At 71.2% G+C, this 25798-nt stretch carries 28 protein-coding genes and 1 pseudogene; 12 read left to right on the top strand and 17 right to left on the bottom strand.

What is annotated here, in order from left to right; all coding sequences use genetic code 11:
- Positions 1-35 precede the first annotated feature (35 nt).
- The 4 genes and pseudogenes from FNV62_RS45835 to FNV62_RS45820 form a co-directional block, all read right to left on the bottom strand.
- Complete coding sequence (locus FNV62_RS45835; RefSeq protein WP_060895999.1) at positions 36-1124, bottom strand: hydrogenase expression protein HypE; 1089 nt, start codon at positions 1122-1124, stop codon at positions 36-38.
- A gap of 49 nt (positions 1125-1173) precedes the next feature.
- Entirely contained in the window at positions 1174-2985 is a 1812-nt protein-coding gene (locus tag FNV62_RS45830) for an enoyl-CoA hydratase-related protein (protein WP_143629519.1), read from the bottom strand.
- 159 nt (positions 2986-3144) lie between these two features.
- Entirely contained in the window at positions 3145-3459 is a 315-nt protein-coding gene (locus FNV62_RS45825) for a hypothetical protein (RefSeq protein WP_164331971.1), read from the bottom strand.
- Between the two features lie 120 nt (positions 3460-3579).
- Positions 3580-3852: pseudogene (locus FNV62_RS45820) on the bottom strand (family 43 glycosylhydrolase); the annotation flags it as partial.
- Between the two features lie 124 nt (positions 3853-3976).
- Here FNV62_RS45820 and FNV62_RS45815 point away from each other — a divergent pair.
- From FNV62_RS45815 to FNV62_RS45805, 3 genes are all read left to right on the top strand, one after another.
- The gene (locus tag FNV62_RS45815; RefSeq protein ID WP_143629517.1) at positions 3977-4867 is read left to right on the top strand and encodes an LLM class F420-dependent oxidoreductase; all 891 of its coding nucleotides are present in this window, start codon (positions 3977-3979) and stop codon (positions 4865-4867) included.
- Between the two features lie 173 nt (positions 4868-5040).
- Positions 5041-5439 (top strand): hypothetical protein, encoded by a 399-nt coding sequence (locus FNV62_RS45810; RefSeq protein ID WP_143610265.1) that lies wholly within the window; start codon positions 5041-5043, stop codon positions 5437-5439.
- Positions 5440-5510: 71 nt separating this feature from the next.
- Positions 5511-5915 carry a hypothetical protein gene (locus FNV62_RS45805; RefSeq protein ID WP_143629515.1) on the top strand — a complete coding sequence of 135 codons (405 nt, stop codon included), beginning with the start codon at positions 5511-5513 and terminating at the stop codon, positions 5913-5915.
- A 2-nt stretch (positions 5916-5917) separates the two neighbouring features.
- On the opposite strand, the gene FNV62_RS45800 is transcribed toward FNV62_RS45805, so the two are convergent.
- The 3 genes from FNV62_RS45800 to FNV62_RS45790 form a co-directional block, all read right to left on the bottom strand.
- Positions 5918-6796, bottom strand: a complete 879-nt coding sequence (locus FNV62_RS45800) for a class I SAM-dependent methyltransferase (protein ID WP_143629514.1) — start codon at positions 6794-6796, stop codon at positions 5918-5920.
- 92 nt (positions 6797-6888) lie between these two features.
- Positions 6889-7482, bottom strand: a complete 594-nt coding sequence (locus tag FNV62_RS45795; RefSeq protein WP_097287718.1) for a helix-turn-helix domain-containing protein — start codon at positions 7480-7482, stop codon at positions 6889-6891.
- A gap of 129 nt (positions 7483-7611) precedes the next feature.
- Positions 7612-8277 carry a lamin tail domain-containing protein gene (locus tag FNV62_RS45790; RefSeq protein WP_313905088.1) on the bottom strand — a complete coding sequence of 222 codons (666 nt, stop codon included), beginning with the start codon at positions 8275-8277 and terminating at the stop codon, positions 7612-7614.
- Between the two features lie 421 nt (positions 8278-8698).
- On the opposite strand from FNV62_RS45790, the gene FNV62_RS45785 reads away from it, so the two are divergent.
- Positions 8699-9157 (top strand): ATP-binding protein, encoded by a 459-nt coding sequence (locus FNV62_RS45785; protein ID WP_054232515.1) that lies wholly within the window; start codon positions 8699-8701, stop codon positions 9155-9157.
- Positions 9158-9227: 70 nt separating this feature from the next.
- Here the strand turns inward: FNV62_RS45785 and FNV62_RS45780 are convergent, their stop codons facing one another.
- The 4 genes from FNV62_RS45780 to FNV62_RS45765 form a co-directional block, all read right to left on the bottom strand.
- Positions 9228-9563, bottom strand: coding sequence for a hypothetical protein (locus FNV62_RS45780; protein WP_097287716.1), 336 nt, complete (start codon positions 9561-9563; stop codon positions 9228-9230).
- Positions 9564-9803: 240 nt separating this feature from the next.
- Positions 9804-10172, bottom strand: coding sequence for a hypothetical protein (locus FNV62_RS45775; RefSeq protein WP_164331856.1), 369 nt, complete (start codon positions 10170-10172; stop codon positions 9804-9806).
- Positions 10173-10269: 97 nt separating this feature from the next.
- Positions 10270-10704 carry an ATP-binding protein gene (locus FNV62_RS45770; protein ID WP_054232518.1) on the bottom strand — a complete coding sequence of 145 codons (435 nt, stop codon included), beginning with the start codon at positions 10702-10704 and terminating at the stop codon, positions 10270-10272.
- Between the two features lie 113 nt (positions 10705-10817).
- Positions 10818-11078: a WhiB family transcriptional regulator gene (locus FNV62_RS45765; RefSeq protein ID WP_054232519.1), complete on the bottom strand. Its 261-nt coding sequence runs from the start codon at positions 11076-11078 to the stop codon at positions 10818-10820.
- Between the two features lie 258 nt (positions 11079-11336).
- Here FNV62_RS45765 and FNV62_RS45760 point away from each other — a divergent pair, with 258 nt between their 5' ends.
- From FNV62_RS45760 to FNV62_RS45750, 3 genes are all read left to right on the top strand, one after another.
- Positions 11337-12041 (top strand): GAF and ANTAR domain-containing protein, encoded by a 705-nt coding sequence (locus FNV62_RS45760; RefSeq protein ID WP_060895989.1) that lies wholly within the window; start codon positions 11337-11339, stop codon positions 12039-12041.
- Between the two features lie 132 nt (positions 12042-12173).
- A complete protein-coding gene (locus tag FNV62_RS45755) occupies positions 12174-12440 on the top strand; it encodes a DUF6400 family protein (RefSeq protein ID WP_097287714.1) in 267 nt (88 codons plus the stop codon).
- The gene (locus FNV62_RS45750; RefSeq protein WP_054232522.1) at positions 12427-12687 is read left to right on the top strand and encodes a hypothetical protein; all 261 of its coding nucleotides are present in this window, start codon (positions 12427-12429) and stop codon (positions 12685-12687) included. The genes FNV62_RS45755 and FNV62_RS45750 overlap by 14 nt, the downstream gene beginning before the upstream one ends.
- A 10-nt stretch (positions 12688-12697) precedes the next feature.
- Here the strand turns inward: FNV62_RS45750 and FNV62_RS45745 are convergent, their stop codons facing one another.
- From FNV62_RS45745 to FNV62_RS45730, 4 genes are all read right to left on the bottom strand, one after another.
- Positions 12698-13798, bottom strand: coding sequence for a PP2C family protein-serine/threonine phosphatase (locus FNV62_RS45745; protein WP_143604081.1), 1101 nt, complete (start codon positions 13796-13798; stop codon positions 12698-12700).
- Between the two features lie 362 nt (positions 13799-14160).
- Positions 14161-14757, bottom strand: a complete 597-nt coding sequence (locus FNV62_RS45740; protein WP_205522475.1) for an ester cyclase — start codon at positions 14755-14757, stop codon at positions 14161-14163.
- A 95-nt stretch (positions 14758-14852) separates the two neighbouring features.
- On the bottom strand, positions 14853-15884 hold the full coding sequence (locus tag FNV62_RS45735; protein WP_143629510.1) for a medium chain dehydrogenase/reductase family protein: 1032 nt from the start codon (positions 15882-15884) through the stop codon (positions 14853-14855).
- A gap of 218 nt (positions 15885-16102) precedes the next feature.
- Entirely contained in the window at positions 16103-17749 is a 1647-nt protein-coding gene (locus tag FNV62_RS45730) for an APC family permease (RefSeq protein ID WP_143629509.1), read from the bottom strand.
- A 200-nt stretch (positions 17750-17949) separates the two neighbouring features.
- Here FNV62_RS45730 and FNV62_RS45725 point away from each other — a divergent pair, with 200 nt between their 5' ends.
- On the top strand, positions 17950-19122 hold the full coding sequence (locus FNV62_RS45725) for a S1 family peptidase (protein WP_143629507.1): 1173 nt from the start codon (positions 17950-17952) through the stop codon (positions 19120-19122).
- A gap of 76 nt (positions 19123-19198) precedes the next feature.
- Here the strand turns inward: FNV62_RS45725 and paaK are convergent, their stop codons facing one another.
- Both paaK and paaI read right to left on the bottom strand, forming a co-directional pair.
- Positions 19199-20554, bottom strand: a complete 1356-nt coding sequence (gene paaK, locus FNV62_RS45720) for a phenylacetate--CoA ligase PaaK (RefSeq protein ID WP_097287711.1) — start codon at positions 20552-20554, stop codon at positions 19199-19201.
- Positions 20551-21003 (bottom strand): hydroxyphenylacetyl-CoA thioesterase PaaI, encoded by a 453-nt coding sequence (gene paaI / locus FNV62_RS45715; RefSeq protein ID WP_143604077.1) that lies wholly within the window; start codon positions 21001-21003, stop codon positions 20551-20553. The genes paaK and paaI overlap by 4 nt, the downstream gene beginning before the upstream one ends.
- A gap of 84 nt (positions 21004-21087) precedes the next feature.
- Here paaI and paaN point away from each other — a divergent pair, with 84 nt between their 5' ends.
- Genes paaN through FNV62_RS45695 form a run of 4 tightly spaced genes read left to right on the top strand, consistent with a single transcriptional unit; the run spans position 21088 to position 25685 of the window.
- Positions 21088-22812, top strand: a complete 1725-nt coding sequence (paaN, locus tag FNV62_RS45710; RefSeq protein WP_143629505.1) for a phenylacetic acid degradation protein PaaN — start codon at positions 21088-21090, stop codon at positions 22810-22812.
- Positions 22805-24028: a thiolase family protein gene (locus FNV62_RS45705; protein ID WP_143629504.1), complete on the top strand. Its 1224-nt coding sequence runs from the start codon at positions 22805-22807 to the stop codon at positions 24026-24028. Before paaN ends, FNV62_RS45705 begins: the two co-directional genes overlap by 8 nt.
- A 38-nt stretch (positions 24029-24066) precedes the next feature.
- Positions 24067-24813: an enoyl-CoA hydratase/isomerase family protein gene (locus FNV62_RS45700; RefSeq protein WP_060895981.1), complete on the top strand. Its 747-nt coding sequence runs from the start codon at positions 24067-24069 to the stop codon at positions 24811-24813.
- Positions 24810-25685 carry a 3-hydroxyacyl-CoA dehydrogenase family protein gene (locus FNV62_RS45695; RefSeq protein WP_143629502.1) on the top strand — a complete coding sequence of 292 codons (876 nt, stop codon included), beginning with the start codon at positions 24810-24812 and terminating at the stop codon, positions 25683-25685. Before FNV62_RS45700 ends, FNV62_RS45695 begins: the two co-directional genes overlap by 4 nt.
- Positions 25686-25798: the final 113 nt, after the last annotated feature.

Genomic DNA, 25798 nt, shown 5'->3' with positions numbered 1-25798 from the left:
GGGTGGTGGAGCTGCGTCTCAGGTGGGGCGGGGGTTCACCACGGCGGCCGGTATCCGGTGGTGATCTTGTCTCCCGTGTGGCGCCACTTCGGCTCCTTGTCCACGGTGTTGGTCGTGAGCGACCTGAGTCTGCGGATCACCGCCCCGTAGGCGCCGCTGGCCGTGACGGACAACTTCGCGCCGGGAGGTTCGTCCATGAACGGCATGAACTTGTCGGGGAACCCGGGCATGGTGCAGGCGATGCAGATGCCGCCGACGTTCGGACAGCCGCCGATGCCGTTCATCCAGCCCCGCTTGGGCACGTTGCACTTGACGACCGGGCCCCAACAGCCCAACTTCACCAAGCACTTGGGCGAGTCGTAGGTCGTCGCGAACTCACCCTGCTCGTAGTAGCCCGCGCGGTCGCAGCCCTCGTGCACGGTGGCGCCGAACAGCCAGGACGGGCGCAGCTTGTCGTCGAGCGGGATCATCGGGGCGGAGCCGGCCGCCTGGTAGAGCAGGTACGTCAGTGTCTCGGCGAAGTTGTCGGGCTGGATGGGGCAGCCGGGGACGCACACGATGGGGATGCCGGCGTGCGACTTCCAGTCCCAGCCGAGGTAGTCGGGCACGCCCATCGCGCCGGTCGGGTTGCCCGCCATGGCGTGGATGCCGCCGTACGTGGCACAGGTGCCGATGGCGACGACGGCGAGCGCCTTGGGCGCGAGCCGGTCGATCCACTCGCTGGTCGTGATCGGCTGGCCGGTCTCGGGGTTGTCGCCGAAGCCGCACCAGTAGCCCTCGGGCTTGATCGACTCGTTGGGGACGGACCCCTCGACGACCAGCACGAACGGATCGATCTCGCCCCGCTCCCCCTTGAAGAACCACTCGATGAACGTGTCCGCGCCGCCGACCGGACCGCATTCGAAGTCGATGAGGGGCCAGTGGACGGCGATCTTGGGCAGACCCGGCAGATCGCTGAGCGCGATCTGTTCGATGCTCGGCTGCATGGCCGCCGTCAGCGCGACGGAGTCTCCGTCGCAGCTCAGCCCGGCGTTGATCCAGAGGATGTGGATCGTGGGCGTCTCGTCGGCGGGCGCACCACCGGCGTTCGTCGCGCCGGCCGTACTGGGTGTCGCCGCTGTCATGGGACCGCCTCCTCGGGGAGGTGAGGGACAAAAACGTATATTTCGACCATCAGCTCTCTTGGTACCAGCCGTCCGGCCGACGCGAAAGGTCTTCCAGGGCCGTTCCAGTGACGCGCGCCCGCGTGGACCGGTCCGCTCCCGCCGCCGTCCTCGCGGCGGTGGTCGCCGCGAGGCCGAGGTGCGGCGGAGTGGACTGCGGTCGTCGCTTGTGGACGAACGCCCGGCGCAGTGCGTGATAGGGGGCGTCCGGGTCGTCGAAGGTGCGGCGCATCCTGGTCAGCTCCCGCTCGCGGAAGGCGGCCAGGGGCTCGCCGCACTCCTGACGTTCCAGTTCGGCCTTCTTCGCGGCGATCCGGGACGGTGATCCCGGCAGCGCCGCCAGCCGGGCCGCGAGGCGGCCGACCTCCGCGGCGAAGTCCCCGGGGCCGCAGTCGACCACCCGGTCGACGAGCCCGAGGTCGCGGGCGCTCGCCGCGCTCATCGGCAGGGCCTCGCCCAGCAGTCGGTCAGCCGTCGCCGCACCCACACGGCGCGGCAGGGTGTACGTCCAGTACTCCGAGCCGTACAGGCCCATGAGCCGGTAGTGCGGGTTGAGTACGGCGCCGGCGCGGCACCAGACCTCGTCGGCGGCGAGGGCGAGCATCATCCCGCCCGCCGCGGCGTTGCCCGCGACCGCGGAGACCACGAGCCGGTCCGTGGTGGTCAGGACCGCCTCGACGAGGTCGTCGATGGCGTTGATGTTGGCCCAGGACTCGGCGGCGGGGTCCTCGGCGGCCTCGATGACGTTGAGGTGGATTCCGTTGGCGAAGAAGTCCCGCTGCCCGCCCAGCACCAGCACCGAGGTGGGCCGCGCGCACGCCTGCCGGTAGGCGTCGAGAAGGCGTCGGCACTGCGTGGTGCTCATCGCGCCGCCGGGGAACGAGAACGAGAGGACTCCGACGCTCCCTTCCTCCCGGTACCCGATGTCCGTCCAGGTGCGCCGGCGCGGGTCCGCGGAATCCGGTGCGGCGAGCTCCGGCAGGGACGGCAGGCGGTCGCCGAGGGCCTGTACGGCGGGCAGTTTGTACGTGGGCGGCCGTCCCGAAGCGCGCCTGCGCCGCAGCTCGGGGATCCACACGGCGCCGTCCTTCGTGGCCCGGCAGATCGCCCCGGCCCGGGTGGCGAGCAACTCCCCCGGGGCGCCGCGCAGGCCGCCCTCGGGGTGGCCGCCGTGCAGGTACCACTCGGCGCCGCACAGCACGTCCAGCACGCCGGGCTGCGAGTCCGCCGCGCGCAGCTTGCGCAGGACGGTCTCGGTGGAGTCGGCGTCCCAGTCGATCCGCCGGACGCTCTGGTCGAGGTACGGGCGGATGCGCACCGGGGTGTACTCGGCGTGGGCCGGGCCCTGTGGGCGCGGGGTGTGGGTGCCGGAGGCGAAACGTTCCACGGCGAGCAGGACGGCCGTGAGCGCGGCGTCGGCGATCTCGCCCCGGTACAGGTCGCTCTTGCCCACCGGCGGGACCACGCAGTCGGCGGACGCCCAGACGTCCCCGGCGTCCATGTCCTCGACCGCCTGAAGGACCGTCACCCCCCATCGGTCGGCGCCCCGCTGGATCGCCCAGTCCAGCGAGGACGGCCCCCGGTCCCCGAAGGGCCCCGGGTGGACGATGAAGCACGGGTACGCGGCCCACACCTCGCGGGGGATCGCCGTCCTCAGCATGGGCGCGAGCACGAGGTCCGGCGCGTGCCGTCGGACGGCCTCGGCCAACGGGCGCTCGGGCAGCGCGAGTTCCACCGCGACCGTGTGCCCGTGGTCGCGCAGTTCGACGTGGACGCGCTGGGTGAGGCTGTTGAAGGCGCTGGCCACGAGCAGGATGTGCACGGCGGGCTCCGGCGGCGGACGGTGCGGGCGGCGACGCCCCGGTCGACTGCGATGCTCGGACACGCCGAACCGCCGGGCCCGACGACAGGCTGAGGGGTCACCCGAAAGCGGACGCCTACCCGCCACCCGGCGGCCCGGTCCTGATCCGGACGACAGGCCCTAAGTGCGGTACGTCGCCTCGTCGAAGTCGGCCGGCAGCCCGCCCCCGGTCAGGACCCAGGCCCAGAGTCCGACGAACGCACCGGTGAACCCGAGGGCGCGGATCCGCTCGCCCTCCATCTCCTCGGCGTGTTCGTCGGAGAGCACGGTCGCGTCGAGTGCCGGGCCGAGGGGACGCCGGCCGGGGCTCGTGTCGTAGCGGAAGCGCAGGACGGATCCGTCGAGGTCGAGACCGAGGCGCAGCCGCGTGGTGTCGCCGAGGGGTTCCCCGCCCGCTTCGTCGACGGTGAGCTCGCCCCGGTCGCGGGCCGCCAGGCGCGAACGTGCAGCGCGCGGCGGTCACCCGGCGCGCCACCAGGCTGGGGGCGGCGAGGCTCTGCGGGGAGTGGCCGCCGCGAAGCCGCGGGTGGGAGGCGCGGTCGGTCAGCGACAGCCGTGGAACAAGCCGTCGGCGTGGCTCAGGTTCTGCGCCCACACCCCGCCGGAGTCGGGACACCCGGTCAGGTCCAGCAAGCGGGTGCTGTCCAGGGCACCGCCCAGGGGCCGCCCGTGCACGAGGTCCCTGGAATGGTGCAGCCGTACCCCGGGACACCACTCGAACGTCGAGGTCGCCCGGTGGAAATCGGCTCCCACGCGGAGGATGGACGGGTCCGGATGCGAGCCGGCCAGGACCGGATTCCGGACGACCCGCGTGGTCCGCTGCCGCATATGTCTCCTTCGGCGGGCGATGATCGAGAGCGGGTGATCGAAGAGGACCGTAGTGTCGAACACGTTCGCAGGCAAAGGTGGTTCCGCCGCCGACAGCCCGTGCACACCGAAGGGATCGGAATCGATGAACGACGTCACGACCGAGAGCCAGGTCCGCTCGCTCAAGGAGGCCGTCGGGCGGTACGGCATCTGGAGCGGGGGCCTGCGCTCGGAGGATCCGCAGGGGCGTGGCGAGCGCGCCGAGGCCGCCGCCGAACTGGAGCAACTCGGCTTCGGCGCAGCCTGGTTGGGCGGCAGCGGCACCGCGCAGAACGCGACGCCGCTCCTCGCGGCGACCGAGCGGCTCATCGTGGGGACCAGCATCCAGAGCATCTGGGCACAGGACGCCCTCGCGAGCGCGGCGGGCTTCGCGGAGGTGGAGACGGCCCACCTCTGTCGCTTCGTGCTCGGCCTCGGGGTGAGCCACGCCAAGATGGCGGACCAGTACCGTCGCCCCTACGCGAGCATGGTCGCTTATCTGGACGAGCTGGACGCGAAGGGAGTGCCCGCCGGACGCCGGATGCTCGCCGCCCTCGGCCCGAAGATGCTGGAGCTCTCACGTGACCGCGCCGCCGGGGCGCTCCCCTACCTCGTGACGCCGGAGCACACCGCGCAGGCTCGCGAGATCCTGGGCGAAGTCCCGCTGCTGGCACCGGAGTTCAAGGTCGTCCTGGAGACGGACCCGGACCGCGCCCGCACGCTCGCCCGGGGCGTCCTCGCCTTCTATCTGTCGCTGCCGAACTACACCAACAGCTTTCTGCGGCTGGGCTTCGCCGAGTCCGACTTCGCGGACGGCGGCAGCGACCGCCTCGTGGACGCGATGTTCGCCTGGGGCGACGAGGACGGTATCCGCGCCCGTGTCGAGGCCTTCCACGCGGCGGGCGCCGACCATGTGGCGCTCCAGGTGGTGACCGGACAGACCCCCGACTCCCTGCCGCGCGAGGAGTGGCGCCGACTGGCGGGCATCCTGCTCTGACTCTCCCCCGCGCTTCCAGGTCCTCGCTGGTCCCCTCCGTGGCAGCTCACATGGTGTAACGCGCTACACCATCGATCCGGGGGACCGGTCCCTCGTGGCGGCGGACGGGCGACGGGATCGTTGACGGCAGAGATCGCAACGGACCTGCGCGTCCCCTGCCGAAGGAAGATCCCGTGAAGTCACTGCTCGCCGCCGTGCGGTCGTTCGTCGCCAACCTGCTGCTCTGGTCGTTCTTCGTGAGCGGTCTCGCCGCGAGTTCCGCCTCCGGCGCCGTCCTCGACGGCACGCGGAAGGACGTGGCCACGTACGCCGGTATCGCCGTGTCGCTGGTGGCCGGCTCGCGCATCGCGAAGAAGCCGAAGATCAAGGCGTTCCTGTCGACGCCGCCGGTGCTGTGGTTCCTGTTCCTGTTCAACGGCGCCGTGGCCGCGGTCTGCTACTTCACCATGGACGGCGTGAAGGGGATCATGGCCGCCGTCGGCATGGGTCTGGTCTCGCTGGGCGCCGCCGGCGGCCTCGTCGCAGGCCGCCGGAAGAAGCCGGTCCAAGCGGTCGACCAGCCCTGGTACTGACCGGCCGACCCACCCCGCTTCCGCTGCCCCCTCGCCCGGTCACGCCCGCATACCTCCGAAGGGACCCTCCCATGGCCGCCGACCGCCGACGTGGACGCCGCGTCGCCACTCTCGCCACCACCCTGGCCGCCGTCGCCCTGACCGCCGGGCTCGCCACCGGTTGCGACGGCGTCGACAACTCACTGCACTGCCTGCGGAACGCCGACACGATCGCCGACAGCCTCAAGGCCATCAACGAGGCCGGCCTGGACGCGGCGAAGGATCCCACCCGGACCGACAAGTCCATCGAGACCATCAACAAGAACCTCGACAGGATCGGGGACAAGACGGGCGACGGCAAGGTCGACAGGGCGGTCGACAAGCTCGACAAGGCCGTCGCCGACTACAACAAGGCCATCCTGAACGGCGACACGAACCCGGACTCCAGCAAGATCAATGACGCGGCCGACGAGTTGAAGAACGTCTGCACGTCGTGACGTCAGGTGCGGCGTGCGGCCCACACCGTGCGCTCGGTGCGCACACTCAGGTCGATGCGGCGCAGGATGCTGTGCGGGCCGCCGGTGTCGAGCAACCGGTCGAGAGCGGTCAGGTCCTCGGCCGTCAGGGCGGATGCGACGCTGCCGCGCATGCGGCGCAGGCTGCTGAGTGCGTAGCGGCCTGCCGCGTCGGTGCGGGGCGGGCCGATGTCGACGGTGACGGTGCGCTCGCCTTCGAGGGTGAAGCCGGCCTTTGTCAGCTTGGTTCCCCAGTCGGCGCCGCGGTGGGGAACCTGCTTGGCGTGATGGTGGTCGAGTGCGGCATGGCAGCGCTCCTCCAGACCGGGAGCGTCCTCCGGGGCGTCCTCGGGCAGGAACCGGGGGAAGCCGGCCAGTTCGACGACGGCGAACAGCCCGCCCGGTGCCAGCAGGTCGTGGACCTGGCGCAGGGTGCGGTCGGGGTCGGGCATGTGGTGCATGGAGGCCGACGCCCAGACCAGCTCCGGCGTGCCGAGTTCGGGCCACGCCGTCGCGTCGAGGTCGGCCCGCACGATGCGCACGCGGTCGGCCGCACCGACTGTGGCTGCTTTCTCCCGCAGACGGTGCAGGTGGGCGGCTGACAGGTCGACAGCCGTCAACTCCGCCTCGGGAAAGCGCTCGAGCAGAGCGAGCGTGCCGGCTCCGGTCCCGCAGCCCAGATCCACGATGCGGCGGGGGCTGGTCCCGACGGGCAGCCAGGCGGTGATGGACGCGATGTGTTCGGCGAGCACTTCCGCGTCCAGGTCGAGGATCTCCGCCTGGTCGCCTGCGTTGCGCTCGTGCTCGTGCTCGTGAACATGGTGCCCGCCTTGGGGCGCAGTGTGCGGGGAGAGGTGGTTCATGCGGCCACGCTAAGCGCGCCCTCCGCGTGGAACCTGGCGGGTTGCTGAATGCGCAAGACGATGGCCCGCTGGACCGCGGAACACGCAAACGGTCACGGTGACGGGCGGTTCGCTTTCCCGACGTCCTCGCCACGCTGGTGGCCGCGGCGGGCGTCGCGGTCGAAGATGCCCAGGATCTCGCACGGTCCGCCCTCGGCGCCGATGGCGTGCGGGAGCATCGTGGGGAACTCCGCCGCCTGGTTGGTCTCGATCCGCAGACGCCGATTGCCCAGAAGCAGGCTCGCGGTGCCGGAGAGGACGACGAGCCATTCGCGGCCCGGGTGGGCCCGCATGCGCGAGGGGTTGTCGGGCGGCGGGTCGGTCATGCGCTGGCGTACGACGGTCATGCCGGGTTCTGCCTTGATGGGCCAGCGCATCAGCCCGTGGGCCGCGTCGATCATCGGGTGGGAGACGACGTCGTCCGCGGCGGTCTCGACCAGCTGGTCGAGGGAGGTGTCCAGGGCGCGGGCGAGGGTGACGAGCTGGTCCAGCGCCAGGCGGCGCCGGCCGTTCTCGATGCGGCTGAGCGTGGACTGGCTGATCCGGGCGCGGGCGGCCAGCTCCTCCAGGGACCAGCCCTGGGCCACGCGCAGGGCGCGGATGCGTTTGCGTACCAGGCTGTCCAGCTCACCGTTGTCTTGCGCCATGGGCAACATCGTATGCCGTTGCGGCAAGGTGCCGTCAGGTACGCGTGGGAGGGCCCCGCCACCGGGGCGGGGTCCTCCACCAGGGCGGACGCGCCGCCCTACGGCTACACGGTCAGCGACGGAACAGGATCAACGGCGGCCGTCGTGACGCTCACCGGGGCGCCCTCCGAGGTCGTGGCGGTCACCGACGTCGTGACGCCCGCCGACGTCGTGGCGGTCACCGACGTCACGAGGGCCACCGTGCTCGCCGCGGTACTCGCCACCACGCTCACCCCGGTGTTCACCGGCACGCTCGCCGCCGCGGTACTCGACTCCACGTCCATCCCCGTAGGCGCCGTCACGGTTCCCGGGGTGACGGGCGCCCCAGGAGAGGGTGTCGACCAGGCGGCCGTGCTCGTCGCGCAGGGCGGCCGTGTCGGAGCGGTCGCCCCACACGGAGGTGCGGCGGTCCTGGTAGAGGTCGTGGGAGGTGTCGCGGCCCATGCCGGTGTGGACACGGACGACGGAGCGGCCGTCCAGGCGGTAGTGATGGAAGGTGTACGTGTGACCGTCACGGTCCGACAGCGTCCAGCCGCTCAGGTTCACCGCACGGCGGGCGCCGTTGGCGACCTCCACCCACTCGCTGTTGAGCGACCGGTTGGAGCGGAACCCGTCGCCCAGGAAGCCGTGCTGCACGTCGGCGATCCTCACGGCAGCCTCGCGATCCGTGCGGTCGGCCGCGGACGCCGGCAGCGTCGCCGCCCCGGCCACCGCCACCACCGTCAACGTGGCGGCGGCGAGACGACGAACGGTCACAAAAGCAGAAGCGGACACAAAGCCCTCCTACTGGGTGCTGGCATCCCGCGGCCGTCCTACGCGGTCCGTTCCGGGGTGCGTGTGCGGGTGTGCGGCCTGCTGGCCGACGCGCACACATTGCTCTCACCACCCGACGATTCGGGCGATACATGAGTGCTGTTACCTATCGGCCATATTTTCGTGACACTCACATGTAACGTCCATTTATGTACTGAATGCGATGATTTACCGTTTCGTGAGGAGGCTTTCCCTTGCGGGCACACGCCTCGGACGGGTCCACGTGACGCTCCGCCCCGCCACGCCCGACCCGGCCATCACCCGAAAGTTGATCACGGCCCCCGGAGGGCGTCCTGCCGCAACGGACAGGTTTGCGCTGAGCTACCCAGGTCAGGCGTAGTGGTAGAGCGCAGAGGAGAGAGGCATGTGTGCGGAGCACCGGACGAACTCCCCCGACACCACGACCGTTCCCGGCCGACTGCGTTCACCCGGACCGCGCAGCCCGGCCGAGGTGCGCGAGGCGGTCAGGCACGCACTCGAAGAGGACGTACGACGGTCCGGCGGGCGCGACGGCGCGGGCGATGCCGTCGCCGTCGGCGACGCCCTGCTCGTCGCCTCGGAACTCACCACCAACGCGATGCTGCACGGCGGCGGTGTCACCGAGTTCGAGGTGATGCTGGTCGACCGGGAAATACGCCTGTCGGTGAGCGACCACAGCCGGGAACTGCCCACACCGGCAGAGCACCCCGACGAGCCGGGATCCATGAGGATCGGAGGCCATGGCTGGCCGATCATCTGCCGCCTCGCCCGCGACATCACCATCGCGGAGCTCCGCGCCGGCGGCAAGTGCATCACGGCCGTCGTACCACTCTCACCGCACTAGGACTGGGATCACGAGGGCTGGGAGTACGACGCCGTCGTACTCCTGTGATCGGCCGCGGCCCGGAACGAGTTCACGCCGTGAGGACCTGGCGGGGTGTGCCGGTCGCGAAGGGTGCGCCGCGCACGACGGGGCGCACCGGATACGTGGTCTTCGCCGGATCCACCACCGGGTCGCCCAGCTCGATCCGGCCCGCCGCGTGCAGCGCGTCGCACTCGTCCGTGGGCAGCGCCACGTAACAACCACCGCGCCCGGAACCGGAACTGAAGGGCTGCCAGTACCCGTACCGGCGCCGCCCGCTGGCATGCACGGTGAGGCAGACGGGGACGCGCTGGACGGTGATCAGACGCAGGACCTCGGCACCGCCGGGGCCGAGGGGAGCGGGCGTGCGCGGGAGGGATCGGAGCATCGTCAGCGGTCTCCGTTCAGGGCTCGCGGCACGGCGCGGCGTCGGAGAGCGGGCGTCATGTGCGGGCGGCCTTTCGACGGACGGGTTCGATCGCGTACCGCCGGGAGCGGTGACGTTCTCGCTGCTCAGCATTGTTGCGGAGGGCACTGACAATGCGGTCGGTGCTGCTCCGGCGCACTCCCCCGATCCCGGGCCCGGTCCAGATCCCGGTCCAGATCCCGGTCCGGTTCCGGGTCCCGTTCACCGCTGGCGCGGCAGTGTCCGTGCGCGAGGGGCAACGGAGGCGGGGCCGCCGCGAGCGTCCTGCTCGCCCTGGACGAAGGGGTCGTCGGCGGGGTCATAGGGCCCCGCGTGGTCGGCGAGCGTCCCGGTGACCCGCTCCCACTCCTCGACCTCCGCCCGTGCGACGACCGCGTCCCGGCCGGTGGGCGAACCGCCACGCGCCGCCTTCCGGGCGGTGGCCCGCGCGGACCTCGCCTCGTGGTGGCACATTCCCGTGGCCGAGCGGCGTACCCGCGCCCAGGCGGCACGCTCTTCGTCGGAGGGCTCCGGCACCTCGTCACCCGTGTCGTCGACGGGACCGGACGCTCGGTGCTGCTCCAGGCTCACTGCTCCACCTCGTTCGGGTGCGGGGGCTGATGTGTCCTTCGGCAGTCCCGTGTGCCCCGTTCGCGCGAACCGACACCTGCCGGCGGCGACGAAGGGCTCACCAGGGCAGGAAGGCGTGCACATCCTTGCCGTCGGGCCGCACCACGACGCTCACCTGGTGGCAGAGCGCGTGGAGGAGGTGCCAGCCGATTCCGCCCGCGCCGTGGGCCGGGTCGACGCGGCGCGGCGCGGGCGGCGTCGTGCTGCTGTCGCGGAGCGTGACATGCACGCCGTCGAAGGTGGGGCGGATCCGGAGTTCGAAGGGGCCGGGAGCGTACTGGACGGTGTTGGCCGCCAGCTCCGTCACCACCAGCAGGATGTCGTCCCAGTGCTCGGCCGCTCCGGGCGGTGACGTCCGCGCGAGTTCGCACAGATAGTCGTCCGCCACGAGGCGGGCGTCGGTCACGTTGCGCAGCTGTCCGGGGAAGGTGCTGGTCAGGCCCTGGGGCTCGTCGCTCGGCACCTTCTCGTCCCCGTTCGGGTCGCTTTCCATCGCGCCTCCCGGGTCTCGTCGGCGGGATGTCCTGCTCTTCATCGCCCCACGCGTCTTCGTACGGGGTGTCCTCGCACCGCGCGGGCGTCGCCCACCCTTCGCGACCCGCGTGCCTACGATCCGGTGTCCCGGGACCTGCGGGCGACCGTACGTCGCCTCAGCGCGCGTCGTTCGGTCTCGCTCGTACCGCCCCAGACGCCGATGGTCTGCCCCGTGTCGAGCGCCCAGCTCAGGCACTCCTCACGGACGGGGCAGTGTCGGCAGACGGCCTTCGCCTCCTCGACCTGCGGCAGCGCGGGGCCTGTGCTGCCGATGGGGAAGAACAGATCGGGGTCGACGCTCCGGCAGGCCGCGGACTCGCGCCAGTCGTTCATGGGGGCCTCCTGTGATCGCGATGGTCCTGCGCGATCTGTTGTTCGTGGGACTTCGGTCCTCCTTCGGGTCACCCTTGATCGCACCTGCGAAACAGACGGTTTCGCGGGAACAGCACGGTTTGAACGAGGAATGACGGGGACAGCCGTGTACGGACACGGCTCCCCCACCCGCCCGTCCGGCGCGGCGGGGACGCCCGAGTGGCAAAATGGGACCGCGGATGAGCGTCGGCGGCGCTTCGACGAACAAGCAGGTGGCACATGTCGCACGAGCCCGGCGAGGTCTGGGAGCAGTTCGCCGTCGCCCTGGCGGAAATGGCGCGGGATCTGCTGGCCCAGGACACGGTCCAGGGCACACTCGACCGCGTCGTGGAGCACGCGACGGTTCTGATCAACGGATGTGACGACGCCGGCATCCTCACCGTGCGGCGGGGCGAGGTGCGTCCTCTGGCGGCGACGAGCGACGTGGTGCGACGTGCGGACCGGATCCAGCAGGATCTGCGGGAAGGCCCGTGCTTCGACGCCGTGACCGACCGTCAGCAGATCTACACCATCGAGGACTTGAACCGGCCGCATGAGCGCTGGTCCCACTTCGCCCCCGAGCTGAGAAGGCTGGGCATGGGGAGCGTGATGGGCTTTCTCCTCTTCACCGAGGACGACGAGCTCGGGGCCCTCAACCTGTACTCCCGCCGACCACGCACCTTCGACGAGGCCGCTCAGCGGGCCGGCTGGATCCTCGCCTCGCACGCGGCCGTCGCCTTCTCCGCGGCCCGTACACATCAGCAGCTCGGTGATGCCCTGGAGACCCGTCACGAGATCGGCGAGGCCATGGGCATCCTCATGGAGCGCTACGCGCTGACCGAGGACTCGGCGTTCAAGCTGCTCAAGAAGGCGTCCCAGGACCGCAACGTCAAACTGCGCGAGATCGCCCGCCGCATCTGCGAAACCGGCGAAAAGCCCAGCTGACCCCTCCGGTCACAACGGGCGGCGATCCGGCACGAGCGACCCCGCGGAGACCGCCGAAACAGCCGCCGACCTGCTGTGACTTCGGCCACCCCCTCTTGCCCCGGCAAAGAAGGCATACCTAAGTTTCGTTTCATGGCCCCACATAACCCCCCGCATCCCGACGGCACCCCCGCGCTGGTCGACTTCTCCGTCGACCTCACCGCACAGGAGGTGCAACGACAGGCCCAGGTCCTGGCCGCCCTCGGCCCCGACTGGGACCCGATGGAGGTCATGCGCGGCGAGGAGGCCGCGTACGACCTGCTGTACTCCGGTCTCGACGAGGAGCAGCAACGCCTGTACGACGACCTGGTCGCGGCCGGCGTGCTGCCCCCGCGCGGAGGCGGCCATGCTGCCGCTTGACCCGCAGGCGGACCGCGGGCGCCGCGCCTGGGTGAGCTGTCCGAACTGCAACGACAGTCGCGGCTGCGCACCGTGCGAGCAACGGCGCACCTGCTCCGACCACTGGCGCTATCTGCTCTCCAACACCGGCAGCCTGCTCCACCTTCAGTGCCCGTCCTGCACACACGTGTGGGTCCACGAGAGCGGCTTCGGTGCCACCCGCTCCCTGTGGAACCGCATCACGAGCGGCCGCCCGGATCCTCGCTGACCGCTCCGGCTCAGAGCGCGTGCGGGTCGGTGGGTGCCCGCGGTTCGTCGGGGATGTAGCAGGCGATGAGTGCGGCCGTGTCGTCGTTGAGACGGTTGTCGCTGTAGGTGAGCAGGTCGTGGTGGAGCCGGTCGAGGAGTTCCCGGGGCGGGAGGACTCCCCAGGAGCGGATGCGCTGGACGAGCGGGTAGAAGGCGCCGTCACTGTCGCGGGTCTCGGTGACGCCGTCGGTGTACAGCAGGAGCTGATCGCCCGGCCGAAAGGGATGTTCGTCGGCGCGGTACGGCTCTCCGACGAGCACGCCGAGGTTGAGGGGCGGTGAGGACCGGTCCGTCTCCAGTTCGGTGACTTCGGCGGAGCTGATGAGCAGAGGGGGCGGGTGGCCGCAGTTGACGATCCGCACGACACGGTCGGGGGTCACGATTTCCGCGAAGACCGCGGTGACGAAGCGCTCAGCCATGTCGCTGCCGGCGTAGTCGGCGGCCCGGCGGCTCATGCTGGTCTCCACCCGGCCCGCCAGGGCGGCGAGGTCGGGTTCGTCGTGGGCGGCTTCCCGGAAGGCGCCGAGCAGGGCGGCGGCGGTCTCCACGGCGAACAGACCCTTGCCCCGGACGTCGCCGATCACGAGGCGCAGACCGTGTGTCGTGGGCACCGCCTCGTAGAGATCGCCGCCGACGCGTGCCTCCGCGTCGGCGGAGAGGTAGAAGCTCTCCACCAGGATGTCACCGACGCGGTGCGGAACGGGCCTGAGCAGGACGCGCTGGGCGATCTCGGCCACGAAGCGCACGGTGGCCAGCGTGCGCTCCCGTCGCATCCGGCTGACGGCCAGGATGGTTCCCAGGGTGCCGATGAGAGCGGTGCAGAAGTAGGCGGCCACGTAGTGGCGGTCCCACTGGTAGCCGACGGAACGTCCCGCACAGCACGGGGTACCGGCCAGAACCCCTTCGAGCACCACGGCGAAGACGGTGACACAGACGACCGTCACGGGGCCGTGGGCGAAGGCGGCCACCAACGGGAGAGCGATCAGCAGGAAGCTCACCGGCCACTCCACGGGCGTGATGGGCTCGATCAACAGGACGGCCGCGACGTAGAAGAGGGGGAGCCAGCGCATCCACATGGGGGGTGCCGGCAGCGAGCGGCCCGTGCTGTTCGGGTGCGGCGTGGCGCTCTTTGCCTCCGCGCCGCGGACCCGCCACCTCACGGTGTCCCGCGACGCTGTGCGAGGGGCGGGAGCTCGGACACCAGCGAGGCAGGGGGATGCACCGAGAGCGGGCCCGAGAGTGGACGACACGACTGACGGCTCGTTTGATGCAGCCTGTTCACACGGAACTCCTGGCACACGGTTTCGGCAAGACGCCCAGCCTGCTGGGACTCGGTACGGCGTACCGGTCATTGCTCCACTCAACGGCATGTCAGGCACCGGACCGTGCCGACGACACACCCGTGACCGCAGCTGCCGCGGGGGGGCCTGCTTCAGAGTGCCTGGAGCTGGGTGAGCAGGCTCAGGGTGTCGGTGTTGACCCAGTACTCCGCGAACTTGCCGTCCCGCATGCGCAGTGTGTCGGTGCCGGTGAAGGTGACCACGGTCCCCGGCTGGGCCTTGGCGCCGGGGAAGCCGCCGGCGTAGGTGCCGGTGGCCGTCCAGCGCACCGATGCGTAGCGGCCGTCGACCAGCGGGGGAACCTCGATGGTGAAGCGCAGGTCGCGGAATGCCGCGCGGGTCTGGCCGATCCAGGTCACCAGGCCGTCGACGCCGCGGATGGAGCTGCCGTCACCGCCGTCGAGGAGGGCGGCGTGGACGCGGAAGCCGGGAGAGATGATCCCCGGGGCCCGGGCGAAATCGCCGTTCCACAGCCGCAGCCACGCGTCGAGCATCGCCTTCGGCTTCTGCTCGGCCGCCCGACGGTCGTGGGCCGTGGCCGTCCCGACCGCGGTTGTCGGTGAGGTGTCCGCGGCGGCCGTCGTGGCGGTGAAAACGAGGACGGCGATCGCCGCGGGGACGAGCAGCCGAGCCCGGTGACGCCTCGGGGTGGCGGGGGTGGCCGTGCGGGTGGTGGGGGTGGCGGTCATGGCGGTTCCTCGCGTTTCTGGGCAGGGAGGGATGGCAGGGGCAAGGTGGGCGATCGCCGGCAAGGTGTGCGACCGGGCGGCTGCGGAAGAACCCGCTACGGGTTCAGCACGACCTTCCCGGCGACGGTGCCGGACTCGGCCAGTCGCAGGGCGTCGGCGACGCGGGTGAGGGGCAGTTGGGCCGCGATCTGGGCGGTGACGTCACCGCGCTGGAGGGCTCCGAAGACCTGGGTGAGGTCGGCGCGCAGCTGGGCCCGGAACCGGTTCTTGGCCAGCGCCCGCCCGGCCCACACATTGAAGAAGTAGGCGCGGCGGCGGTTGGGCAGCGCGTTCCACAGCCACACCCGGCCGAGCAGCTTGAGCACGGGCCACTGCTTGGAGCCCTCGTCGTCCCGGGTGGAGGCGCTGCCGTACGAGACGAGCGTGCCGCCGGGCGCGAGGAGGTGCCAGGAGTCGACCGCGCTGCGGCCGCCGACATGGTCGAAGACGGCGTCCACCCCGGCGGGGGCGAGCTCGCGGACCCGTGCGGCCACGTCCTCGGTGCGGTAGTCGACGGGGATGACGCCCCGCTCCCGCAGCGCGTCGTGGTGACGCGCGGACGCCGTGCCGATCACCTTCACGTCCGCGGCCTGGGCGAGCTGAACCAGGACCGAGCCGACGCCGCCGTTGGCACCGTGGACCAGGATGGTCTGCCCCGCGCGGACGCGTGCCTTGCGGTGCAGCATCTGCCAGGCGGTGATGCCGTTGACCACCACGGTCTCCGCCTCCGCCGCGCCGATCCCGTCGGGCACCGGCACCACGTCCGCCGCGTCGACGAGCACGTGGCTCGCCCAGGCGCCGACCTTGACCAGCGCGGCCACCCGGGTGCCGGCCAGAGCGGGCTCGACGCCCTCGCCGGTCGTGAGGACGGTGCCGACCAGGTCGTAGCCGGGCACGAACGGGAACGCCGGCTGGTCGTAGTACCGGCCGCGGCGCATCTGCTGCTCCGCGAAGGAGACCCCGGTCGCCTCCATCCGGATCAGGACCTGGCCGGGGCCCGCGGCGGGCACGGCTCCGTGCCGGATCTCCAGCCCTTCCGGCTCCACCTTGCCCGGCAGGACGACCTCGACGAGTCCTTCGGCGTTCATGACGACCTCCACTGCGCTCTGAGTCGGTTACTCGCTTTCGCGTTCGTTAGAAGTTATAACTCGACATGAAGGAGAGAGTCAAGAAGTTCAGTGACACCCTCTAACTACAGCTTGAGTCTCTATCGCGCAGACCCCGCGTGAGCGCTACCGCGCCCACGTACGTGCGGAGATGAGGGAACGCGCAGGGGAGCAGCTCACCGACGCCCCGCTCCTCGTACTCAGTGCAGCGCGGCCTGCTCCGGGACGACCACCTGGTCGACCATGCGCTGGATCCGTTCCGTGGGGAGGGCAACCGCCATGGCCCAGTAATAGATGGCGAGGCTGAGGACTGTGACCGCCGCCAGGTCCCACCACAAGGGGAACCACGGATGCCTGAGGGGGCCGAAGTCGCTGGCGTAGACGACGAGGCCCATGCCGACCAGGTAGGCGGGGAGCCACTGGGCGGCACGCAGATCGAGTTGGGGAGTGACCGGGTTCATCCTGAAGACGCGGTTGGCGATGAGGACGACGTAGCCGATCAGGATCGCGATGCCCAGTTTCCAGTCCGTGGTCCAACCCGACCACAGGATCAGGAAGTTGGCGACGACGAAGGCCAACGGGGACATCCAGCCGCCGCCCGGCAGCCGGTACGGACGGTCGACGTTCGGGAGACGGCGGCGGAAGACCCCGAAGGACAGGGGCGCACCGGCGTACATCAGCACGCTGGCGCTGGTGATCAGCCCCACGAGCGAGCGCCAGCTCGGGAACGGCAGGAAGCACACACAGCCGACCACGAAGGCGGCGATGAGACCGACCCACGGCACCCCGCTCCGGTTGGTCGCCTCGAAGGCCGACGGCACATAGCCGTTGCGGCTGAGTCCGTAGGAGACCCGCGAGGAGCCGGTGATGTAGATCAGGCCGGTGCCCGCGGGCGAGACCACCGCGTCGAGGTAGAGGACCGTGGCCAGCCAGCCCAGACTGATGAGCGTGGCGACCTGCGCGAACGGACCGGTCAGGGTGTTGAAGGCGGCGGTGGCCCAGGTGCCCTGGATCTGGGAGGCGGGAAGCGCGGCGAGGAACGCGACCTGAAGCAGGATGTAGATGATCGCGCCGATGACGATGGAGCCGATCACCGCACGCGGGATGTCGCGTTTCGGGTTGGCGCTCTCACCGGCGAGCTGGTCGGCCTGTTCGAATCCGAGCAGCGCGAAGATGATGCCGCTGGAGGAGACCGCGGACAGGATGCCCTTGGCGCCGTAGGGGTTGAACCCGTCGGCGGCGGTGAAGTTGCCGACGTGGAACTGGGCGACGGCGAACACGAAGATCGTCAGCAGCGGGATGCCGACCTTCCACCAGGTCGCCGCGCTGTTGGTGCGGGCCAGCAGGCGGATGCTGAGGAAGTTGATGGCGGTGATCACCGCCATCAGCCCGACCGCGACGGCGATCCCGGAAGCGGTCAGGATGTGCTGACCCCCCTGGGTCTTCAGCCAGCCGTTCGCCCATGAGTAGTGCTGGCCGTACGTGATCATGGCCAGCACCTCGATCGGCGCCACCGTGGCCGCCTGGAGCCAGGAGAACCAGCCGAACGACGCTCCGGCCGCGCCGCCGAACGCGTAGTGCGGGAAGCGGGCCGTACCGCCGGACACCGGGTACATGCCGCCGAGTTCGGCATGCACCAGGGCCAGGATGAGGATCGCGACGCCGCCGATTCCCCAGGAGATGATCGCGGCCGGGCCCGCCGCCGCGAGCGCACCCTGCGCGCCGAACAGCCAGCCGGAGCCGATGATCGACCCCTCCGAGGCCCAGATCAGCCCGATGAATCCGACTTCTCGCCTCAGGCCGGGAGGCCCGGCATGCGTGGCGGGTGCCGCTTCGGTAGTGCCCATGACCCTCACCCCTGCACCAAAGGGGACGAACATCGCAATACGGCGATATTGATACTTTAACTTCCGAGTGATGCGAGCACGAGAGGCGCGACGAGCCCGTTCCGCATCGACAACCATTGACATGCACGCAACATGCTTCCAACACTGAACCCCAAAGGTCCATACCTTCTCCGGCAGTTGAGAATGGAAGGGGTTCACCCATGCGACGTGTCACGCGTCTTCGCTGGGGCCTGTCCGTCCTGTTAGCCCTCGGCACGTGCACTCTGGGGCTGTTGCCCGTCGACACGGCGACGGCACAACCGTCCAGTCCCCGCCCCCTCTCCCCCGGCCTGGTCACCGCCATGCAGCGGGACCTCGGCCTCACCGCGTCGCAGGCCCGCACCAGGGGCGAGCGTGAGACCGCCGCCGCCGAACTCGCGCCGCGGGCCGAACGGGCGGCGGGGCGGACGTTCGGCGGTTCCTGGTACGACCCGGCGCGCGGCACCCTCGTCGTCGGAGTCACCGACACGGGCACCGCGGCGGCCGACGCCGTACGAGCCACCGGCGCCACGGTCGTGCGGGTCGCGCACAGCGCCCGGACGCTGGACGCGGCCAAGGCCGCCCTCGACGACACCGCCACGTCGGACGGCGCCCCCACAGCCGTCCGCAGTTGGCATGTCGACCCCCGCACCAGCACCCTGGTGGCCGAGGTCCGAAAGGGCGCGGAACACAGCGCCGCGGTGACGGCGTTCCTGGCGCCCGCGCGCGAGGCGGGTCTGCTCACGGTCCACACCTCCGCCACCGCGCAGACGCCGCGCACGTTCTCCGCGGGCACCGTCGGCGGCGACCCGTACTACATCAACGGCAACACCCGCTGCTCCATAGGCTTCTCCGTGGTGGGCGGCTTCGTGAGCGCCGGGCACTGCGGCTCGGCCGGCAGCTCGGTGGCCGGCTGGGACGGCTCGGCGATGGGCACCTTCGCCGGATCGTCGTTCCCGGGCAACGACTACTCGTACATCCGGATCGGCAACGGCTGGTGGACCGTACCCGTGGTGCTCGGCTGGGGCACCGTCAGCGACGTACTGGTCCGCGGCTCGGCCGTGGCCCCCGTCGGCTCGTCCATCTGCCGCTCAGGATCCACCACCCACTGGCACTGCGGCACCGTGCTGACCCAGAACGAGACCGTCAACTACAGCCAGGGATCCGTCTACGGCCTGACCGGCACCAGCGTCTGCGCCGAACCCGGTGACTCCGGCGGCTCGTTCATCACCGGCGACCAGGCCCAGGGCGTGACCTCGGGCGGCTGGGGCAACTGCACGAGCGGCGGCCAGACCTGGTTCCAGCCCGTGAACGAGATCCTCAGTACGTACGGACTCACCCTCGTCACCGCCTGACCGCCACGAGCCGCGGGCCGAGCGCTCCCCGCTCGGCCCGCGGTCGGGGAGAAACGCTCCCGCGGTCACCGGCAGGTCACTGCTGACGAAGATCCTTCACCCGGCGGAGCTTGCCCAGTGAGCGCTCCAGGGTCTCCGGGTCGACGATCGCCACCTCGACGGTGACACCCACGCCGTCCTTGACGCCCTGGGCGATCGTCTTCGCGGCCGCCTCCCGCTGCTCGGCCCCTGCCCCGGGACGCGCCTCGACACGGACGGTCATGTGGTCCATCCGGCCGCGCCGGGTCAGCTGCACCTGGAAGTGCGGGGCGACTCCGGGCGTGCGCAGCACGATCTCCTCGATCTGACTGGGGAACACGTTCACACCACGCAGGATGATCATGTCGTCGGAGCGGCCGGTGATCTTCTCGATGCGTCGGAAGGCGGGCCGGGCGGTGCCGGGCAGCAGCCGGGACAGGTCGCGGGTCCGGTAGCGGATGATCGGCAGGGCCTCCTTGGTGAGGGAGGTGAAGACCACCTCGCCCTCCTCGCCCTCGGGCAGCACGGCGCCGGTGAACGGATCGACCACCTCGGGGTAGAAGTGGTCCTCCCACACGTGCAGTCCGTCCTTGGTCTCGACGCACTCCTGCGCCACCCCCGGGCCGATCACCTCGGACAGGCCGTAGATGTCGACCGCGTGGATGTCCATGCGCTCCTCGATCTCACGGCGCATCGCCTCCGTCCACGGCTCGGCCCCGAAGATGCCCACCTGGAGGGAGGTCGTGCGCGGGTCGACGCCCTGCCTCTCGAACTCGTCGAGCAGCGTGAGCATGTAGGACGGGGTGACCATGATGATCTCGGGCTCGAAATCCTGGATGATCTGCACCTGGCGGGCCGTCATGCCGCCGGAGGCGGGGATCACCGTACAGCCGGCGCGCTCGGCGCCGTAGTGCGCGCCCAGGCCGCCGGTGAACAGGCCGTAGCCGTAGGAGATGTGCACCTTGTGCCCGCGCCGGCCGCCGGCCGCACGGATCGAGCGGGCGATCATGTCGGCCCACATGGAGAGGTCGTTCTCGGTGTATCCGACGACCGTGGGGCGGCCCGTGGTGCCGCTGGAGGCGTGGATGCGCCGCACGTCCGCCATCGGGACGGCGAACATGCCGAAGGGGTAGGTCTCCCGCAGATCCGCCTTGGTGGTGAAGGGGAACCGCGACAGGTCCTCCAGGGAGCGGCAGTCCTCGGGCTTGATCCCGGCCTCGTCGAACTTCCTGCGGTACAGCTCCACATTGTCGTACGCGTGCCGCAACGTCGCCCGCAGTCGGTCGAGTTGGAGCTCCCTCAGCTGTTCGCGGGTGAGGCGCTCGCCGTCGTCCAGCAGATCCTGGGGAAGCGGCTCTCCCAGGCGGGCCGGGCGGGGTCCCGTGGCCGCGCCGGCCGTCGCTGCGGTGTTCATCGCGACTCCTTCGTCGTCGTGCCTCTGATACTGCGGCTGCGTCCGCGGAACTCCGCGACCACCTCGTCGCCGCGCAGCACGCTCACGTCGTAGATGCCGCTGCGGCCGAACCGGGTGCGCTCCCGTGCCGTGGCCACCAGGACATCACCCTCGTACGCCGGGGCGACGAAGTCGATGTCGGCCCCGGCCGCGACGGTCACCGGTCCGTGGCTGTTGCAGGCGCAGGCGAAGGCGCTGTCGGCGAGCAGGAACAGATAGCCGCCGTGGGCGATCCCGTGCCCGTTCACCATCGCCGGCGTCACGGTCATCCGGAGCACGGCGGTCCCTTCACCCTGCTCGAGAAGCTCGATGCCCAGCGCCCGGGACGCCTCGTCCGCGGCGAACATCGCCTCGGCGGGCGTCGCTCCGGCCGAGGTCGCTCCTGTGGCCTGCGTCACCTTTTTCACCATCTTGTGTCCCGACCGAACATTCGGTTAGCGTGCGGCACGGCCTAGTAATCCAGCATCACCACTGCCTGTCAAGAGGTGGAACGCATGCCCCAGAACCTCCCCGAGCGTCCGCACTTCTTCGCCCGTCACCGTGCCCTGCTGGAGCAGGCGGTCGCCGCCACCGCGAGCCGTGGCCACTGGACCCCGTATCCGGAGTCGCCCAGCAGGTCGGTGTACGGGGAGGACGCGGCGAAGGCCGGGGAAGCGGCCTTCCATGAGCGGCTGGGCGGTCACTTCGAGCTGCCCGGTCACCCGGCGAGCGGCACGACATCCGCCACGGAGACCTCCCCGTACGGCTTCCCGCTCGGTGTCACCTACCCCCGCCTCGCACCGGACGAGGCCGTGGCCGCCGCGCGGGCCGCCACCGGCCCCTGGCGTGCCGCGGGCCCCGACGCCCGGGCCGGTGTGGCGGCTGAGATCCTGGCCCGCCTGAACGCCGCGAGTTTCGAGATCGCGCACGCCGTGCAGCACACCACCGGCCAAGCCTTCGTGATGGCGTTCCAGGCGGGCGGACCGCACGCTCAGGACCGCGGACTCGAGGCGGTGGCGTACGCCTGGGCGGAGCAGAAGCGCCATCCGGGGGCGGCCCGCTGGAGCAAGCCGCAGCGCAAGGGCGGTGCGCTGCTGATGGACAAGAAGTTCACGCCGGTCGGACGCGGGGTGGCGTTGCTGATCGCCTGCAACACCTTCCCCACCTGGAACGGCTACCCCGGTCTGTTCGCCAGTCTGGTCACCGGCAACCCGGTCGTCGTCAAGCCGCACCCGGGCGCCGTCCTGCCCCTGGCGATCACCGTGCGGATCGCGCGCGAGGTACTGACCGAGGCAGGCTTCGACCCGAACGTGGTGATCCTCGCGGCGGAGGAGGCCGGGGAACGTACGGCCGCGGCGTACGCCCTCCACCCGGACGTACGGATCATCGACTTCACCGGCTCCACCGCCTTCGGCGACTGGCTGGAGACCCACGCCCGCCAGGCCGCCGTGTACACGGAGAAGGCGGGCCTGAACACCGTCGTCCTGGATTCGACGGACGACTACCGCGGGCTGCTGGGCAACCTGGCCTTCTCGCTGTCCCTCTACAGCGGGCAGATGTGCACCACCCCGCAGAACCTCCTCGTCCCCCGCGAGGGCTTCGCCACCGACCAGGGCGTGAAGACCGCCGACGAGTTCGCCGCCGACCTCGGCGGAGCGCTCGACAAACTGCTCGGCGACCCCGCCCGCGCGGCCGGCACACTCGGGGCGATCGTCAACGACGGGGTGCGGGAGCGACTGGAGGAGGCGGCCGGGCTCGGTCGTACGGTGCGGGCGTCCGCGCCGGTCGAGCACCCCGAGCACCCGGACGCGGTCGTCCGTACTCCGCTGGTGGCCCGGCTGGACGCGGACGCCGACCGGGAGATCTACACGCGCGAGTGGTTCGGTCCGATCTCCTTCGTGATCGGCACCGACTCCACCGAGCACGGTCTGCGGATCTTCCGGGAGACCGTGCGCGCGCACGGCGCGCTGACCGCCGCCGTCCACTCCACCGACGAGGACGTGCTCGCCGCCACCGAGCTGGCGGCCCTCGACGCGGGAGTGCATCTGTCGGAGAACCTCACCGGCGGCGTCTTCGTGAACCAGTCCGCCGCCTTCAGCGACTTCCACGGCAGCGCCGCCAACCCGGCGGCCAGCGCCACCCTCTCCGACCCCGCCTTCGTCACCGGCCGCTTCGCCACGCTCCAGTCGCGTCGGCCCGCCACCGCCGAGGAACACACCGAGGAGTCCGCAGATGCCTGACGAGGTCTTTCTGATCGACGGCGCCCGCACCCCGCAGGGCCGGTACGGGGGCGCACTGGCCTCCGTACGGCCGGACGACCTGGCGGCCCTGGTCGTCGGCGAGGCGGTGCGGCGCAGTGGGATCCCCGGCGAGGCCGTGGACGAGGTGATACTCGGCGCGGCCAACCAGGCGGGTGAGGACAACCGGGACGTGGCCCGCATGGCCGTGCTGCTCGCCGGCCTCCCGCACACCGTGCCCGGTTACACCGTCAACCGGCTGTGCGCGTCCGGACTGACGGCGGTCGCGAACGCGGCCCAGGCGATCCGGTCCGGGGAGGCCGACCTCGTCGTCGCCGGCGGTGTGGAGTCGATGACCCGCGCGCCCTGGGTGATGGCCAAGCCCGGCACCCCGTGGGCCAAGCCGGGCGAGGTGCACGACACCTCGCTGGGCTGGCGCTTCACCAACCCACGTTTCAGGGCCATCGACCGGGCCGTGCCGGCGGGAGGGGGTCCGGAGACGGCCAAGGTGACCCTGTCGATGGGGGAGACCGCCGAAGAGGTCGCCGCGCTCGACGGCATCACCCGCGCCGACTCCGACGCCTTCGCGCTGCGCAGCCACCAGCGGGCGGTGGCCGCGCAGGAGGCCGGCCGCTTCGACCGCGAGATCGTGCCGGTGCGGGTGAAGGACGGCGAGGTCACCCGCGACGAGGGCCCGCGCCCCGGTACGACCCTGGAGAAGCTCGGCACCCTGCGGACCATCTTCCGGCCGGACGGCATCGTCACGGCCGGTTCCTCCTCGCCGTTGTCCGACGGCGCCGCCGCGCTGGTGGTGGCGAGCGCGGCGGCCGTCGAGCGGTACGGGCTCACCCCGCGCGCCCGGATCGTCACCGCCGCCTCGGCCGGCGTACAGCCGAATCTGATGGGGCTCGGCCCCGTCCCCGCCACCGAGAAGGCCCTTGCCCGGGCCGGCCTGGAGAGCGGCGACCTGGACGCGGTCGAGCTGAACGAGGCGTTCGCCGCGCAGGCACTCGCCGTGATGCGGAGGTTGAAGCTCGACGAGGAGAAGGTCAACGCCGACGGCGGTGCGATCGCGCTCGGCCATCCCCTCGGCTGCTCCGGCGCCCGCATCCTGCTCACGCTGATCGGCCGGCTGGAGCGCGAGGACGCCCGCCGGGGCCTGGCCACCCTGTGCGTGGGTGTCGGCCAGGGCGTCGCGATGCTCGTGGAGCGCGTATGAGCGCCGCGGACGAGTCCCCCGCTGGTCGAGGAGCGCGTATGAGCGCCATGTACGAGACGTTGCTGGTCGAGGAGCGCGACGACCGGGTCGTCGTCACCCTGCACCGTCCGGAAGCCCGCAACGCCATCAGCGGGCTGATGATCCGCGAACTGCACGCCGTGTGCGACCTGCTGGAACGTGACCCGAAGTTCCTGCTGCTGACCGGGCACGGCGGTGTCTTCGCGGGCGGCGCCGACATCGCGGAGCTGCTGCGACGCGGGCGCGACGAAGCCCTTCAGGGCATCAACAGCCGCCTGTTCGAGCGGGTGCGCAGACTGCCCATGCCGACCCTCGCCGCCGTCGACGGCTGGGCGCTGGGCGGCGGCGCCGAACTCTCGTACGCCTGCGATCTGCGCATCGCGGGACCGGACGCGGTGTTCGGCAACCCGGAGCCGGGGCTCGGCATCCTCGCCGCGGCAGGGGCCTGCTGGCGGCTGCCCGAGCTGGTCGGCGAGTCGGTGGCCAAGCAGGTGCTGCTCGCCGGACGGAACCTGGACGCGCGGGCGGCGCTGGCGGCCGGGCTGGTCATCGATGTCGTACCGGCCGACCGACTCCTCGACGAGGCGCACGCGCTGCTGGACCGGATGGCCCGCTCCTCGGCCGCGGCCCTGCGCCTGACCAAGCTCGTGGTCGACTCGCCGGGCGCCCATCCGGTAGCCGACGACCTGGCGCAGGCCGTGCTGTTCGAAGGACAGGACAAGCGGGAGCGGATGACTCGCTTCCTGGAGAAGAGGAGCAGCGCATGAACACCGCCGCGACAGGCACCGCGTCCGCACCCTCCGTCGTGGGCGTGATCGGCGGCGGCCGGATGGGCGCCGGTATCGCCCAGTCGTTCGCGGCCGCGGGATCGTCCGTGACCGTCGTGGAGAGCGGTGAGCACGCCGCGGCCGCCGCGCTGGACCGGGTCGCCACCGGGCTGACGCGGGCCGCCGAGCGCGGCGGGCTCGACGCGCCCGCCGAGGACGTACTCGGCCGGATCACCGTCGTCGGCTCGGTCGACGAGCTGCCGCGGACGTCCGACCTCGTCGTCGAGGCCGTCCCCGAGGACGCCTCGCTCAAGGCCCGGCTGCTCGCCGCCGCCGAGCGGGCCCTGAGTCCGGCGACCGTCCTGGCCAGCAACACCAGCTCCCTGTCGGTCACCGATCTCGCGTCGGCTCTCTCCCGCCCCGGGCGCTTCCTCGGCATGCACTTCTTCAATCCGGTACCGGCCTCCGAGCTGATCGAGATCGTCGTCGCCCCGGAGACCGAGGACGCGACCGTAGGGCTGGCGCTCACCTGGACGCACGCCCTCGGCAAGAAGGACGTCGTCGTCAAGGACTCCCCCGGGTTCGCCAGCAGCCGCCTCGGCGTGGCGCTGGGCCTCGAGGCGATCCGCATGGTCGAGGAGGGGGTCGCGGGGCCGGAGGCCATCGACGACGCCATGCGTCTCGGCTACAAGCACCCCATGGGCCCGCTGCGCCTGACCGACCTGGTCGGACTGGACGTACGTCTCGCCATCGCCGAGCACCTGCACGCCACGCTCGGGGACCGCTTCGCGCCGCCGCGGCTGCTGCGTGACAAGGTCGCGCGCGGCGAGCTCGGGCGGAAGACCGGGCAGGGTTTCTACACCTGGCCCTGAGCGGCCCCGGCCGCGCCTTGGCCCCGGGTCCCGCGCCCTGGTCCCGGGTTCTGGTCTCGTGCCCCGGCCCCGGGCCCTGCCCGGCCGCACGAAAGTCTTGCCCGTCCGGAAGA

Source organism: Streptomyces sp. RLB3-17 (assembly GCF_007113425.2).
GTDB classification, from domain to species: Bacteria; Actinomycetota; Actinomycetes; order Streptomycetales; family Streptomycetaceae; genus Streptomyces; species Streptomyces mirabilis_D.
This window is presented reverse-complemented; position numbering and strand designations above follow the sequence as displayed.

What these genes read in the sequence shown, in the direction of transcription:
- FNV62_RS45835 (WP_060895999.1), bottom strand. Translation starts at nt 1,124, where the DNA reads ATGACAGCGGCGACACCCAGTACGGCCGGCGCGACGAACGCCGGTGGT.
- FNV62_RS45815 (WP_143629517.1), top strand. Translation starts at nt 3,977, where the DNA reads ATGAACGACGTCACGACCGAGAGCCAGGTCCGCTCGCTCAAGGAGGCC.
- FNV62_RS45805 (WP_143629515.1), top strand. Translation starts at nt 5,511, where the DNA reads ATGGCCGCCGACCGCCGACGTGGACGCCGCGTCGCCACTCTCGCCACC.
- FNV62_RS45800 (WP_143629514.1), bottom strand. Translation starts at nt 6,796, where the DNA reads ATGAACCACCTCTCCCCGCACACTGCGCCCCAAGGCGGGCACCATGTT.
- FNV62_RS45795 (WP_097287718.1), bottom strand. Translation starts at nt 7,482, where the DNA reads ATGGCGCAAGACAACGGTGAGCTGGACAGCCTGGTACGCAAACGCATC.
- FNV62_RS45785 (WP_054232515.1), top strand. Translation starts at nt 8,699, where the DNA reads ATGTGTGCGGAGCACCGGACGAACTCCCCCGACACCACGACCGTTCCC.
- FNV62_RS45780 (WP_097287716.1), bottom strand. Translation starts at nt 9,563, where the DNA reads ATGCTCCGATCCCTCCCGCGCACGCCCGCTCCCCTCGGCCCCGGCGGT.
- FNV62_RS45770 (WP_054232518.1), bottom strand. Translation starts at nt 10,704, where the DNA reads ATGGAAAGCGACCCGAACGGGGACGAGAAGGTGCCGAGCGACGAGCCC.
- FNV62_RS45765 (WP_054232519.1), bottom strand. Translation starts at nt 11,078, where the DNA reads ATGAACGACTGGCGCGAGTCCGCGGCCTGCCGGAGCGTCGACCCCGAT.
- FNV62_RS45760 (WP_060895989.1), top strand. Translation starts at nt 11,337, where the DNA reads ATGTCGCACGAGCCCGGCGAGGTCTGGGAGCAGTTCGCCGTCGCCCTG.
- FNV62_RS45755 (WP_097287714.1), top strand. Translation starts at nt 12,174, where the DNA reads ATGGCCCCACATAACCCCCCGCATCCCGACGGCACCCCCGCGCTGGTC.
- FNV62_RS45750 (WP_054232522.1), top strand. Translation starts at nt 12,427, where the DNA reads ATGCTGCCGCTTGACCCGCAGGCGGACCGCGGGCGCCGCGCCTGGGTG.
- FNV62_RS45745 (WP_143604081.1), bottom strand. Translation starts at nt 13,798, where the DNA reads ATGCGCTGGCTCCCCCTCTTCTACGTCGCGGCCGTCCTGTTGATCGAG.
- FNV62_RS45740 (WP_205522475.1), bottom strand. Translation starts at nt 14,757, where the DNA reads ATGACCGCCACCCCCACCACCCGCACGGCCACCCCCGCCACCCCGAGG.
- FNV62_RS45735 (WP_143629510.1), bottom strand. Translation starts at nt 15,884, where the DNA reads ATGAACGCCGAAGGACTCGTCGAGGTCGTCCTGCCGGGCAAGGTGGAG.
- FNV62_RS45730 (WP_143629509.1), bottom strand. Translation starts at nt 17,749, where the DNA reads ATGGGCACTACCGAAGCGGCACCCGCCACGCATGCCGGGCCTCCCGGC.
- FNV62_RS45725 (WP_143629507.1), top strand. Translation starts at nt 17,950, where the DNA reads ATGCGACGTGTCACGCGTCTTCGCTGGGGCCTGTCCGTCCTGTTAGCC.
- paaK (WP_097287711.1), bottom strand. Translation starts at nt 20,554, where the DNA reads ATGAACACCGCAGCGACGGCCGGCGCGGCCACGGGACCCCGCCCGGCC.
- paaI (WP_143604077.1), bottom strand. Translation starts at nt 21,003, where the DNA reads ATGGTGAAAAAGGTGACGCAGGCCACAGGAGCGACCTCGGCCGGAGCG.
- paaN (WP_143629505.1), top strand. Translation starts at nt 21,088, where the DNA reads ATGCCCCAGAACCTCCCCGAGCGTCCGCACTTCTTCGCCCGTCACCGT.
- FNV62_RS45705 (WP_143629504.1), top strand. Translation starts at nt 22,805, where the DNA reads ATGCCTGACGAGGTCTTTCTGATCGACGGCGCCCGCACCCCGCAGGGC.
- FNV62_RS45700 (WP_060895981.1), top strand. Translation starts at nt 24,067, where the DNA reads ATGAGCGCCATGTACGAGACGTTGCTGGTCGAGGAGCGCGACGACCGG.
- FNV62_RS45695 (WP_143629502.1), top strand. Translation starts at nt 24,810, where the DNA reads ATGAACACCGCCGCGACAGGCACCGCGTCCGCACCCTCCGTCGTGGGC.